We start from the raw sequence: 13,505 nt of genomic DNA, 5'->3' as shown, positions 1-13,505 counted from the left end.
TTTATTCCTTGTTCGTCACAATGACACGCAAGCAATCCAAACGCCAATTTGCTTTAGAAAGCTCATCCAGTGATTGTGTTCGTTGTTGTTCTAAAATATCAATTTCGCTCTGGCGAATATTTTTATTCACTGCTCGCAAAGCCTGCAAGCGGTTAATTTCTGCGCTTAATTGTTGATCTGCTTGATTTTTAGCTTCGGTAATAATCGGTTCAGCTAAAGATTTTACGAGCCGATCGCCGCGCGTAATCAAGGCTTCAATATTGGCACGTGCCATTTTCACCATTTGATTGGCAATATTTTTACCAAGCGGTTTCAATTTGCTATGCAATGCTTCAAAGGCAACTTGCTCACCAATGTTATTCCCTTTGTTATCAAGCAGCAGACGAATAGGCGTTGGTGGCAAGAAACGACTGAGCTGTAATCCTTTTGGCGATTGGCTTTCCACCACGTAAATCAATTCAATTAATAAGGTTCCAGCTGGCAGTTGTTTATTTACAAGCAATGCCATTGCGGCTTTGCCAATATCCCCCGACGCAACAAGATCAATACCTTGACGAATCATAGGATGATCCCAAGTCAAGAATTCCATTTCTTCGCGAGCAAGGGCAAGTTCGCGATCAAAGGTAACCGTCACACCTTCTTCTTTTAAACCTGGAAAATCGGGCACAAGCATTGTCCCGGTCGGGCTAATCACAATACTATTTGCCCCAAGATCCTCTTGTTCTACGCCAATAATATCAAACAATTTTAAGGCAAAATTTACAAGCTCAGGCGAATTATCTTCATCAGCAATTTGATCCGCTAACGCTTGTGCTTGCTCACCGCCATGAGAATTTAGCTCTAATAAACGATCGCGACCTTTTTCTAACTCAATCTTGAGTTTTTCCCCTGCAGTTTTAGTTTGTTTTAATAATTCAGAAAATTCATTCTCTGAAAGTGCGGTAGAATTTGACCGCACTTTTTCCAACTCATCGGCAAACTGAGAAAATAATGCCATTCCCATTGGACAAGTTTGTTCAAAAGCATTCAGCCCCTCATTGTACCAACGCGCTAAACGACTTTGAGGTGAATCTTTCGCACAAGGCACATAAATTTGTACATCACGTTTTTGTCCAATACGATCTAATCGGCCAATACATTGTTCCAATAAATCTGGATTTGTCGGTAAATCAAATAACACTAAATTTGCTGCAAATTGGAAGTTACGCCCTTCCGAGCCAATACTCGAGCTCAGTAAAACCTGTGCGCCAGTTTCTAAATCCGCAAAATAAGCGGCTGCTCTATCTCGTTCAATAATCGACATTTTTTCGTGGAACACCGCTGCACGAATCCCCTCACGTTCACGCAAAATTTGTTCTAACTGAATCGCTGTTGCCGCTGTCTGACAAATCACAAAAATTTTTTCATCGCGATGGAGTTTGAGGAAATCAATCAGCCAATCAATTTTATCATTCTCTTCAGAGAGTGTAATTTGATGGTAAACACGGTGCGGAAAACCTTTCACGCCTTGACGTGTATTGCGGAATAACATTCTCCCCGTGCCGTGACGATCAATTAATGCTTGAATCAGTTCCTGGCGGGCTCGATGCTGTTCTTCATCATTATTTGATGCAATTGCTTTAAAAAGTGGCTCGACATCTTGTTCAAGTAACAAATCAGAAATATGATTTTTTTCTACCGCACTTAATGTCTTATTTGCCAGCAAAGATTCAACAGCATTAACCACAGGTTGGTAGCGCTCCTGCTCTTTCACAAAGGTTTGATAATCAAAGAAACGTTCTGGATCCAGTAAGCGCAAACGAGCAAAATGACTTTCTTGCCCAAGTTGTTCTGGGGTTGCAGTGAGTAACAAGACGGATGGAATGATACGAGCAAGCTGTTCAACTAATAAATAAGCCGCACTTGGTGAAGATTCGGACCACACGAGATGATGCGCCTCATCCACAATTAAACAGTCAAATTGAGCATTGAGCGCCTGCTCTACTCGGTTTGGATGAGTTTCTAACCAATTCAGCGAACAGATAATTAAACTTTCAGTCGTGAATGGATTAACCGCATCAAGATCAAAATCGTTGCAACGCTCTTCATCAAAAAGTGAAAAATGCAAATTAAAACGACGAAGCATTTCCACTAGCCACTGATGTTGCAACGTTTCTGGCACAATAATAAGAACACGTTGCACTTTCTCAGCAAAAAGTTGATTCTGCAAAATCATTCCTGCTTCAATGGTTTTCCCTAAACCAACCTCATCCGCCAATAACACGCGAGGATTAACTCGATTACCGACTTCAGCTGCAATATGAAGCTGATGAGGAATTAAACCCGCACGCGTTCCGCGTAAACCACGCAATGGCGATTTAAATTGTGCTTGCTGATGACAAAGCGTGCGATAACGCAATGCAAAATGACTGCTGCGATCAATTTGCGCTGAAAAGAGGCGATCTTTCGCTTGGCTAAAAGAAATAATCGATGAAATATCACGTTCTTGCACAATGACATCTTCACCTTGTGGATTTTTAACTAAATAAAATAGCAAACCGTTCATATTTTGAACGTCTAAAATCTCACCTTGCCAGCCTGCTTGATGGGATAATGTTTCACCTTTGCTAAATACAATTCGGCTTAAAGGCGCTTGTGCAGCAGCATATATACGCGTTTCATCCGCAGCAGGGAAATAAATCGTGACGGTTCGTGGATCTAATGCGGTAATGATACCTAATCCTAAAGCGTTTTCACTTTCACTCAACCAGCGCTGACCAATAGCAAAGGGCATAATAATTCTCTTTCTGATTTATATTGATAAAATTTGGGGGCGTATTGTAGCTTGCTTAAATAGCAAAAGAAATTAATAAAAGAGAATAAAAAATAGATTGAAGAAATAAATGGCACGCCCTAAAGGATTCGAACCTTTGACCCACGCCTTAGAAGGGCGTTGCTCTATCCAGCTGAGCTAAGGGCGCATTCAAAGGATTTCTTTTGTACGGAATTTCAAGACAATATAAAAGAAGTGGTCGGCGAGATAGGATTTGAACCTACGACCCACTGGTCCCAAACCAGTTGCGCTACCAAGCTGCGCTACTCGCCGACGAGTGCGGTCAATTATAGGTTTGTTTTTATCTCAGTCAATTAATTTTTTGATTTTTTAATTTAATTGTTCAAAATTATTCCAGTTTAGGAAAAACATCCCCTTTTTCGTTGTAAAAAAATCATTGTCCGCTAAAATAGCAAACGCTTTCTTTCCCATCATTCAAAAGGACAGCCCAATGACCGCACAAATCATCTCTGGTACCGTACTTTCAAAAAAAATTAAAGCCGATGTGGCAGATAAAATCACCCATTACGTTAAGCAAGGAAAACGCGCACCTGGGCTTGCAGTCATTCTCGTGGGTGCCGATCCTGCTTCGCAAATCTATGTCGGTAATAAACGTAAAAGTTGTGAAGAAATTGGTATTCTCTCTAAATCTTATGATCTGCCAGATACCACCACACAAGAGGAATTATTAGCGGTTATTGACCAGCTTAATGCTGATAAAAATATTGATGGTATTTTGGTGCAGCTACCATTACCCAAACAAATTAATACCGAAGCAATAATTGAAAGAATCGACCCAAAAAAAGATGTAGATGGTTTCCATCCTTACAATGTTGGGCTTTTATGCCAACGCATTCCAACTTTACGTGCCTGCACCCCTTATGGCGTAATGAAGCTATTAGAAACAACGGGGATTGACCTACATGGCAAACACGCAGTAATTGTAGGCGCATCCAATATTGTCGGCCGCCCAATGTCTTTAGAATTACTATTAGCAGGTGCAACTGTCACAGTAACTCATCGATTCACTAAAGATTTAGAAAGCCATATTCGCCAAGCAGATATACTTGTCGTCGCGGTAGGTAAGCCGAATTTGATCCCCGGAGATTGGATCAAAGAAAGTGCGGTAGTCATTGATGTCGGAATTAACCGTGTAGATGGAAAATTAGTAGGCGATGTAGAGTTTGATAAAGCAGCAGAAAAAGCCGCATATATTACCCCCGTTCCTGGCGGTGTTGGGCCAATGACCGTTGCAATGTTAATGAGCAATACGCTTTACGCTTATGAACACAACAAATAGCTTTGTATAAAAGAATCTTATCACAAGAAAAATGGGTTAAAGCCTTATTTGCTTTAACCCATTTATTTTAATCACTAAAGAATTTTGTAAATAATCAAATCTAAATTAGTTCAACCAGAACATATAGCCGACAGTTGCAATCACGACGATACACACTAAATTCAATACGAAACCAGCTTTTATCATTTCACTTTGTTTTACTTGACCTGAGCCAAATACAATCGCATTTGGTGGTGTCGCTACTGGTAGCATAAAGGCACAGGATGCACCAATACCAATAATTAATGCTAAACCAATTTCAGGCATACCCAATGATTGGGCGATAGAAATAAAGATTGGGACGAGTAGTGCCGCACTTGCTGTGTTAGAAGTAAATTCAGTTAAGAAAATAATGAACGCCGCAACTAATAAACCAATAAGATAGAAATGTTGTCCATCAATCATAAAAACAATACTATCCGCTAAAATTTTACTTGCACCAGAATCCTTCAAGACCGCACTTAATGTTAATCCACCACCGAAAAGCATTAATACGCCCCAGTCAGTACTTTCTTGAATTTGTTTCCAGCTTGCAATGCCCGTAGAGCAAATCACAATAGCTGCTAATAAAGCGACGACACTATCGAAGCTCGCAATATTTTTCTGCAAACCAAGTAAGCCTGAAATCAGCGGATTAATTTGCCCACTAAATACCCAAGTTAAAGCAATTACAACAAAAATAACAAGTGTTAATACACGCACTGAATTCATTTCAATGCTTTCAAAAGATTGCTCAAAATTAATATGAAGTTTTGGCTTAAAAATAATGTAAAGTGTACCAATCATCAGTGGTAGCAAAATGATCATTATTGGTAAACCGTACCATAACCAATCTGCAAAAGTTAAATGCAGGTTACTTGCTACAATCGCATTCGGTGGACTGCCCACAAGGGTTCCCATACCACCAATTGATGCACTATAAGCAATCCCTAACAAGACAAACACATAAGTATTATGTTCTTTCTCACGATCAAGTTGGCTTAAAATTCCCATTGCGAGGGGTAACATCATGGCTGCAGTTGCCGTGTTACTCATCCACATAGAAAGGAAGGCTGTAATCAAAAAGAGATAAATAATGGCAATAAATAAATTACCGCGTGCTAACGCCATAATCTTATTAGCAATCATTTTATCAAGTTTTTGAATATGTAAGGCTGTAGCCAAAGAAAAGCCACCAAAGAATAAAAAGATTGTAGGATCAGCAAAAGCCACTAAAGCTTGCTTAGTACTCACTAAATCCAGCGCAATCGCCAATAATGGCACCAATAATGCGGTAACCGTAACATGTAATGCCTCAGTTAACCAAAGCACTGCGACAAAAGCCAATAAAGCTAAACCAGCACTAGCCTTTGGCTCATAAGGTAGCACGTTTAATAACACAAAAAACAGCACTATATCTAAAATAAAAATAATGCCATTTTTGTGATTTTTGAAAGATTTCATCTCAGTCATAAAGCTCCTCCGTTAGTGTTCTAACTCGAACGGACTACAATGTTAAATGAATGTTAATAAGTTGCAATGCTCAATTTTCAGAAATGTGATCTAGTGCAATAAATTTTGATAAAAAAAGTGCGGTTATTTTTCACCGCACTTTTGCTCTTTCGTATTATTCGTCCGAATCATCTAAATCTAAGGGCTCTTGCGAAAGTATAATTCCTGTCAGATCTGCGTAAATATAATCTTCTGGGAAAAAGGTTACGCCACCAAAGTTTACCGGAACATCACTCTCACCAGCTGTGCTTTCATCTGCACTGACTGGAATTGGCGCAAGGGCATGAATACCAATATCGAGGTTTTCTAATTGCTGAATTTGGCGTACTGCACCATATACAATAATGCCTTCCCAACCATTATCAACAGCAAGTTGAGCCAATTCTGCATCAATCAAACCACGGCGTACCGCACCACCGCCATCAATGACAAGCACTCGACCTTCGCCATTTTCTTCTAATACTTCAGCAATTAATCCATTACTTTCAAAGCATTTTACCGTAGTGACCTTACCGTAAAAATTACTTACGCCACCAAAACTTGAAAAAATTGGCTCCACTACATCCACTTGTTCTGCATAAAGATCGCAAAGTTCTGAAGTATCAATAAACATAACTTTCCCCTATCGATTGTTGAAATTTTGTTTGCTTTAGTATATGCCGATTTAGCCGATAAGCAAGCCTAAACTAAACAAGATATTGATTAATAACGAAATCATAGACATTTGAGCCAACATTGGACGCAATTCACTTGGCTGCTGACTGCGATAAACAAAGATCGCATGTTTAGCTAACAGCGGCATTGCTAATACAAATAAATAATTTGTCCAAGAAGTGGCCGTTGCCACCGCAAATGCTAAATAACATAAGGCCGCCACACTTAATAAAATACAATGATAAACACGCCCTTTATATGCACCTAAACGAACGGCTAGGGTATTTTTGCCAGCTTTCGCATCCTGTTCAATATCGCGTAAATTATTGATATTTAATACCGCACTTGCCAATAAGCCAGAACCAATAGCAGGCAAAATAATGTGGCTATCAATACTGTGAGTTTGCAAATAATAAGTGCCGCCAACGCCAAGCAAACCAAAAAATACCAATACAGAAATATCGCCAAATCCCATATAGCCATAAGGTTTTGCCCCAACCGTGTAAGTAATGGCAGCAACAATAGCTAAAATGCCAAGCCCAGCGAAAGCGAATAAATCGGAGAGATTTTCATAAGCGATTCCAATCAAGAAACTTCCTGAAAGAAAACTGGCCACCACCATTAGAATTAATCCCCATTTCAGTTCTTTTGCTGAAATGGCGCCTTTTTGAATGCCACGTAATGGTCCAATACGTTCTTCAGTATCTGAACCTTTTTGATGATCCCCATAATCATTGGCAAAATTAGAAAGCACCTGCAATAAAATTGTCGTAAGTAAACAAAGCGCCATTACAAGCCCATAAAAACCTTGTGGATTCGCCCAATAACCTAATGCCGAGCCCGTGAAAATCGATGCCAACGCTAAGGGCAAAGTTTTCGGTCGAGCCGTTTCCCACCACATTTTCAATTTTTCATTTGTCATTTTTTTTGACCGCACTTTTGATTACAATAAGTCGCGTATTCTACACTAAGACACCCAATTTATGAATGATTTAACCTTATCGCCTATCGCCATTATCCACACGCCTTATAAAGAAAAATTCTCCGTACCACGCCAACCTAATTTAGTTGAAGATGGAGTAGGCATTGTAGAACTCTTACCGCCGTATAATTCGCCTGAAGCTGTGAGAGGACTGGAACAATTCAGTCACCTTTGGTTAATTTTTCAGTTCGACCAAATCCAACAAGGAAAATGGCAACCCACCGTACGCCCTCCGCGGTTAGGCGGTAATCAACGAATTGGCGTGTTTGCTTCACGCGCAACGCACCGCCCAAATCCTCTTGGTTTATCCAAAGTCGAATTACGTCAAGTAGAATGTATCAACGGTAACGTTTTTCTCCATTTAGGTGCGGTGGATTTAGTGGATGGCACGCCGATTTTCGATATCAAACCCTATATTGCCTATGCGGATAGTGAGCCAAATGCGCAATCGAGCTTTGCCCAAGAAAAACCACCAGCAAAATTGACGGTTGAATTTACCGAGCAAGCCCAAAGTGCGGTAAAAAAACGAGAAGAAAAACGACCGCACTTAAGTCGTTTTATTCGCCAAGTGCTAGAGCAAGATCCGCGCCCCGCCTACCAACAAGGTAAACCGAGTGATCGTATTTATGGAATGAGTTTGTACGAATTTAATGTGAAATGGCGAATTAAAGCGGGTACGGTAAATTGTGTAGAAGTGATTGAAATAGAAAAAGACAAATAAATGACACATATAAATAAGGCAGGGAATCCCTGCCTTAGTCGATTTAAATACCTTATTTTAGGAAAAACTGCCCTTTAGCTAATTTAATAACTGTCATTAGAACTAATAAGCCAATCATGAAATTCGAGAAAATAAAGGCAAAAATAGACACGCCTTGTAAAACATTGCCATGATAGAAAGCGATAGCACTGTTTGCCATAGACGCTAATCCGAATGAGAATCCCCATAAGCCAATGTTAAGTCCTTTTTCCACAATCCAAGGGAATAATCGCAATAAGAAAAATAATTGCAAGAATCCATATCCCCAAAGGATTTTAACTAAAGTATCCACTTCACCATGATTTAGTGACAAATAAGCGGATGCGCCCACAAATGCAGGCGCCAGAATAATGCCCATTGTGGCTCTAAATGGCGGCTCAAGAGATGAAATTCGCAAATGTTGTAATAATACTGGCTCAAAAATAATCCATGCAACCATTCCTGCGCCGAAGAACAAATAACCTAAATCATGGTAACCCAGTAATGCCAATGAACTTGCACTTGTGAAATTTGCAGCAACCGCAGGCAAATAAAACGGAGGACGAGTAGATTTTTGTTCAAATACACCACCTTGCCATAGTTCACTGATACGCAATGATGAGAAAAGTAACTGTCCTACAGTACCAATCCAAATCATCACTTCAGCAATTAAAGGATTCCAACGATAAATAATATCGCCCACCAACATGGTTGTAATAGGAATCAACGCAATAAAGGAAAAACGAACTGGGCAATGATACTCTGCTCGAACGTCCTCAAAGTAATAACGAAGTTTATACGCATACATTAAAATAAATAAAATCCAGACCGCACTTGCTACTATGCCAAGAATATCACTTACTGTTCGCACAGCTGGAAATAAGTTTTCTAGATGAAACCAAGCCAAAGATAAAGCGGCCAAACCAAGAGGAATACCGAAATATCCTGTTGGAAGAGGAAAAGGTTTTGTTGTACTCATAATGTTATCCTTATTTTGAAAAATTTGAGCGAAGTGTAGCACAGCCATCAGCAACGGACTTTTCTAAAAATCTCAAATTCTTGTGAAATTTCTATAAAGAAACAAACTTATTGTTATGAATAAAACGTCTACTAATTTTCATACAAATAAAAAACCCGAACTTTCATTCGGGTTTTCTCATATAGGAAATTAATTATTCCGCATCATCTGCCATATTAAGCATTTCAGCTAAGTTTGCACTTGCATCATCTGCAGTCATGACAAACTCATCAGCGATAGCAGCTTCATCTTCTTCAGATAGTTTAGCTACTACATCATCAACTAAACGATGTTTGTGACGATTTTGATGATACGCAAAACCTGTACCCGCAGGAATTAATCGACCTACAATTACGTTCTCTTTCAAGCCACGTAATTCATCACGTTTACCTGCCACTGCTGCTTCGGTAAGAACACGAGTAGTTTCTTGGAACGATGCGGCAGAGATGAAGGATTCAGTCGCAAGAGACGCTTTGGTGATACCCAATAATTCGCGCTCAAACTCAACTGGTGGTTTGCCTTCTGCTTCACGTTGACGGTTAACGATTTTCACGCGAGCGACTTCGACTTGTTCCCCTTCTAGGAATTCTGAGTCGTAAGCTTTAGTAATTACCGCTTTACGTAACATTTGACGAACGATAACTTCGATATGTTTATCGTTGATTTTTACCCCTTGTAAGCGGTAAACATCTTGTACTTCGTTCACAATGTATTCAGTTACTGCACGCACGCCACGTAAACGTAAAATATCATGTGGTGTTTCAGCACCATCAGAAATTACGTCACCACGTTGTACCATTTCACCTTCAAATACGTTGAGCTGACGCCATTTTGGAATCATTTCTTCATAAGTTTCGCCTTCCGCAGGAGTAATTAATAAACGGCGTTTACCTTTGGTTTCTTTACCGAAAGACACGATACCAGAAATTTCAGCCAAGATAGCTGGTTCTTTTGGTTTACGTGCTTCAAATAAATCTGCAACGCGCGGTAGACCACCGGTAATATCTTTCGTACCCACAGATTCTTGCGGAATACGTGCTAATGGTTCACCCACTTTCACTGCTGCGCCATCGTCTAAACTTACGATTGCTTTACCCGGTAAGAAGTACTGTGCAAGAACATCAGTTTCAGGTAAGAAAATGTCGTTACCATTTGCATCAACTAATTTAATGGTTGGACGTAAATCTTTACCAGCAGTAGCACGTTCACCCACATCTTGAACCACGATTGATGATAAACCTGTTAATTCATCAGTTTGACGCGTTACAGTTAAGCCATCAATAATATCAACGAATTTCACAAAACCAGATACTTCAGAGACAACTGGCATGGTATGTGGATCCCAATTTGCGATAGTTTCGCCTGCTGTTACATCTTGACCGTCACCTTTGCTTAACACCGCACCGTAAGGCACTTTATAGTGTTCTTTAGTACGACCAAATGCATCGGTAATAGTTAATTCAGTATTACGAGACGTTAATACTAATTTACCTTCATCGTTAGTAACGAATTTTGCATTCATTAAGTGTAATGTACCAGTGTTTTTAACTTGAACACTAGATTCTTTCGCTGCCGCAGATGCCGCACCACCGATATGGAACGTACGCATGGTTAACTGTGTACCAGGCTCACCGATAGATTGAGCAGCAATAACACCCACTGCTTCACCTTGGTTAATTAAATGACCACGCGCAAGATCACGACCATAACATTTCGCACATACGCCAAAGTCAGTATCACAAGTTACAACAGAACGTACTTTTACGCTATCTACAGAGTTTGCATCCAACACATCACAGAGTTTTTCATCTAATAACGTGTTACGAGGAATTAATACTTCTTCTGTACCTGGTTTTAAAATATCTTCTGCAGCTACACGACCTAACACTAATTCACGAAGTGGAACTTTTTCATCTCCACCTTCGATTAATGGGGTCATAACTAAGCCTTCGTGCGTACCACAGTCATCTTCTACGATCACTAAGTCTTGTGCTACATCAACTAAACGACGAGTTAAGTAACCTGAGTTTGCTGTTTTTAATGCGGTATCCGCCAAACCTTTACGCGCACCGTGGGTTGAAATAAAGTACTGTAATACGTTCAAACCTTCACGGAAGTTTGCTGTAATTGGGGTTTCAATGATCGAACCATCTGGACGAGCCATCAAACCACGCATACCTGCTAACTGACGAATCTGTGCTGCAGAACCACGCGCGCCAGAGTCAGCCATCATAAAGATACTGTTAAAGGACGCTTGTTTTTCAGGATTACCTTCGCGGTTGATGACTTCTTCTTGAGATAAGTTTTCCATCATCGCTTTCGCTACGCGCTCATTCGCTGCGGCCCAAATATCGATAACTTTATTATAGCGTTCGCCTGCAGTCACAAGACCTGATTGGAATTGTTCTTGGATCTCTGCTACTTCTTCTTCCGCTGCAGAAATAATTTCGTATTTCTTCGCTGGAATTTCCATATCATCAATACCAACTGATGAACCAGAACGTGCCGCATAAGCAAAACCGGTATACATAATTTGGTCAGCAAACATTACCGCTTCTTTTAAACCTAAACGACGATAAGCTTCGTTAATCAGTTTAGAAATGGCTTTTTTACCTAATGTTTGGTTGAACAATGAATAAGGCATGCCTTTCGGCGCGATCATCCATAAGATTGCACGACCGATAGTGGTATCGGTTAATGTAGTTTTCGCATCAAATTCGCCAGCTTCATTCTTCACATATTCAGTAATACGTACTTTCACACGAGAATGTAATTCTGCTTCACCAGTACGATATGCTTTTTCAGCTTCGCGAGGATCTTGCAATAACATGCCTTCGCCTTTACCGTTCACTTTTTCACGGGTCATATAGTAAAGACCTAATACCACGTCTTGTGATGGAACGATAATAGGATCACCGTTTGCTGGTGAAAGCACGTTGTTGGTTGACATCATTAACGCACGAGCTTCTAATTGAGCTTCAAGCGTTAATGGAACGTGTACCGCCATTTGGTCACCATCGAAGTCCGCGTTGAACGCCGCACAAACGAGTGGGTGTAATTGAATCGCTTTACCTTCGATTAAGATCGGTTCAAACGCTTGGATACCCAAACGGTGAAGTGTTGGCGCACGGTTCAATAGAATTGGGTGTTCACGAATAACTTCTGCAAGAATATCCCAAACGATCGCATCTTCACGCTCAACCATTTTCTTAGCTGCTTTGATTGTCGTAGCATAACCACGGCTTTCTAATTTAGCGTAGATAAACGGACGGAATAATTCCAATGCCATTTTCTTAGGTAAACCACATTGGTGTAAGTGCAAGTATGGACCTACAGTGATTACTGAACGACCTGAATAGTCAACACGTTTACCTAATAAGTTTTGACGGAAACGACCTTGTTTACCTTTGATCATATCCGCTAATGATTTTAATGGACGACGGTTAGAACCCGTAATTGCACGACCGCGACGACCATTATCTAATAATGCATCAACAGATTCTTGTAACATACGTTTTTCGTTGCGCACAATAATATCTGGCGCAATTAAATCTAATAAACGTTTTAAACGGTTGTTACGGTTGATCACACGACGATATAAATCGTTCAGATCTGAAGTCGCAAAACGACCACCATCAAGCGGCACTAATGGACGTAAATCTGGTGGAAGAACTGGTAATACAGTCATTACCATCCATTCTGGTTTATTACCAGATTGAACAAATGCTTCTAATAATTTTAAACGTTTAGTGATTTTTTTACGTTTAGTTTCAGAGTTAGTTTCTTGTAATTCTTCACGTAATTTTTCACATTCAACTTCAAGATCCATACCTTTTAAAAGATCTTGAATTGCTTCAGCACCCATTTTCGCTTCGAATTCATCTTGCCAACGATCTTCAGCATCAAGGTATTGTTCTTCAGTTAATAATTGACCGCGCTCTAAGTCCGTCATACCTGGTTCGGTCACGATGTACATTTCAAAATAAAGTACACGTTCGATATCGCGCAATGGCATATCTAAAAGTAAACCGATACGAGACGGTAATGATTTTAAGAACCAAATATGCGCAACTGGCGATGCAAGTTCAATGTGGCCCATACGTTCACGACGAACTTTAGTTTGAGTGACTTCAACACCACATTTTTCACAAATCACACCACGGTGTTTTAAACGTTTATATTTACCACATAAACATTCGTAATCTTTTACAGGCCCGAAGATACGCGCACAGAAAAGACCATCACGTTCAGGTTTGAACGTACGGTAGTTAATGGTTTCAGGTTTCTTCACTTCACCAAATGACCAAGAACGGATCATATCTGGGGAAGCTAACCCAATTTTAATCACATCAAAATCTTCACTGGTTTTTGACTGTGCTTTTAAAAACTTAACTAAGTCTTTCACAAATGTTCTCCTGTCGGAGTTAAAGGTTTAAAGTGCGGTTAAAAATTTCGATATTTTTCCAACGC

8 protein-coding genes and 2 tRNA genes are annotated in these 13,505 nt (G+C 40.0%); 2 read left to right on the top strand and 8 right to left on the bottom strand.

From position 1 onward, the window contains the following. Position 1: 1 nt before the first annotated feature. The 3 genes from rapA to DV428_RS02305 all read right to left on the bottom strand — a co-directional run bounded on the left by rapA (position 2) and on the right by DV428_RS02305 (position 3,085). Positions 2-2,773 carry an RNA polymerase-associated protein RapA gene (rapA, locus tag DV428_RS02315; RefSeq protein WP_114908539.1) on the bottom strand — a complete coding sequence of 924 codons (2,772 nt, stop codon included), beginning with the start codon at positions 2,771-2,773 and terminating at the stop codon, positions 2-4. 110 nt (positions 2,774-2,883) lie between these two features. After that, positions 2,884-2,960: transfer RNA gene (locus DV428_RS02310), tRNA-Arg, on the bottom strand. 48 nt (positions 2,961-3,008) lie between these two features. Then, positions 3,009-3,085, bottom strand: a tRNA-Pro gene (locus tag DV428_RS02305). A gap of 178 nt (positions 3,086-3,263) precedes the next feature. Here DV428_RS02305 and folD point away from each other — a divergent pair. Beyond that, positions 3,264-4,112, top strand: a complete 849-nt coding sequence (gene folD, locus DV428_RS02300; protein ID WP_114908538.1) for a bifunctional methylenetetrahydrofolate dehydrogenase/methenyltetrahydrofolate cyclohydrolase FolD — start codon at positions 3,264-3,266, stop codon at positions 4,110-4,112. A 105-nt stretch (positions 4,113-4,217) separates the two neighbouring features. On the opposite strand, the gene DV428_RS02295 is transcribed toward folD, so the two are convergent. From DV428_RS02295 to menA, 3 genes are all read right to left on the bottom strand, one after another. Next, positions 4,218-5,603 carry a DASS family sodium-coupled anion symporter gene (locus DV428_RS02295; RefSeq protein ID WP_114908537.1) on the bottom strand — a complete coding sequence of 462 codons (1,386 nt, stop codon included), beginning with the start codon at positions 5,601-5,603 and terminating at the stop codon, positions 4,218-4,220. A 154-nt stretch (positions 5,604-5,757) separates the two neighbouring features. Further along, the gene (rraA, locus tag DV428_RS02290) at positions 5,758-6,255 is read right to left on the bottom strand and encodes a ribonuclease E activity regulator RraA (protein WP_005643947.1); all 498 of its coding nucleotides are present in this window, start codon (positions 6,253-6,255) and stop codon (positions 5,758-5,760) included. Positions 6,256-6,306: 51 nt separating this feature from the next. Further along, positions 6,307-7,218, bottom strand: coding sequence for a 1,4-dihydroxy-2-naphthoate octaprenyltransferase (menA, locus tag DV428_RS02285; RefSeq protein ID WP_114908536.1), 912 nt, complete (start codon positions 7,216-7,218; stop codon positions 6,307-6,309). A gap of 61 nt (positions 7,219-7,279) precedes the next feature. Between menA and tsaA the strand changes: the two genes are divergently transcribed. After that, positions 7,280-7,999 (top strand): tRNA (N6-threonylcarbamoyladenosine(37)-N6)-methyltransferase TrmO, encoded by a 720-nt coding sequence (tsaA, locus tag DV428_RS02280; RefSeq protein WP_114908535.1) that lies wholly within the window; start codon positions 7,280-7,282, stop codon positions 7,997-7,999. Between the two features lie 52 nt (positions 8,000-8,051). Here the strand turns inward: tsaA and tehA are convergent, their stop codons facing one another. Together tehA and rpoC are read right to left on the bottom strand one after the other, a co-directional pair. Next, the gene (tehA, locus tag DV428_RS02275) at positions 8,052-8,996 is read right to left on the bottom strand and encodes a dicarboxylate transporter/tellurite-resistance protein TehA (protein ID WP_162790761.1); all 945 of its coding nucleotides are present in this window, start codon (positions 8,994-8,996) and stop codon (positions 8,052-8,054) included. A 193-nt stretch (positions 8,997-9,189) separates the two neighbouring features. After that, positions 9,190-13,440: a DNA-directed RNA polymerase subunit beta' gene (gene rpoC / locus DV428_RS02270; RefSeq protein ID WP_114908534.1), complete on the bottom strand. Its 4,251-nt coding sequence runs from the start codon at positions 13,438-13,440 to the stop codon at positions 9,190-9,192. Between the last annotated feature and the right edge of the window lie 65 nt (positions 13,441-13,505).

This window comes from Haemophilus haemolyticus, assembly GCF_003352385.1.
GTDB lineage: Bacteria > Pseudomonadota > Gammaproteobacteria > Enterobacterales > Pasteurellaceae > Haemophilus > Haemophilus haemolyticus_I.
Note: the sequence above shows the minus strand (reverse complement) of the source record. Positions and strands in the feature narration are given on the sequence as shown.

Bases quoted from the DNA above. Each gene is read 5' to 3' on its own strand.
- menA (WP_114908536.1), bottom strand. From the start codon at position 7,218: ATGACAAATGAAAAATTGAAAATGTGGTGGGAAACGGCTCGACCGAAA.
- tehA (WP_162790761.1), bottom strand. From the start codon at position 8,996: ATGAGTACAACAAAACCTTTTCCTCTTCCAACAGGATATTTCGGTATT.
- DV428_RS02295 (WP_114908537.1), bottom strand. From the start codon at position 5,603: ATGACTGAGATGAAATCTTTCAAAAATCACAAAAATGGCATTATTTTT.
- folD (WP_114908538.1), top strand. From the start codon at position 3,264: ATGACCGCACAAATCATCTCTGGTACCGTACTTTCAAAAAAAATTAAA.
- rraA (WP_005643947.1), bottom strand. From the start codon at position 6,255: ATGTTTATTGATACTTCAGAACTTTGCGATCTTTATGCAGAACAAGTG.
- tsaA (WP_114908535.1), top strand. From the start codon at position 7,280: ATGAATGATTTAACCTTATCGCCTATCGCCATTATCCACACGCCTTAT.
- rapA (WP_114908539.1), bottom strand. From the start codon at position 2,773: ATGCCCTTTGCTATTGGTCAGCGCTGGTTGAGTGAAAGTGAAAACGCT.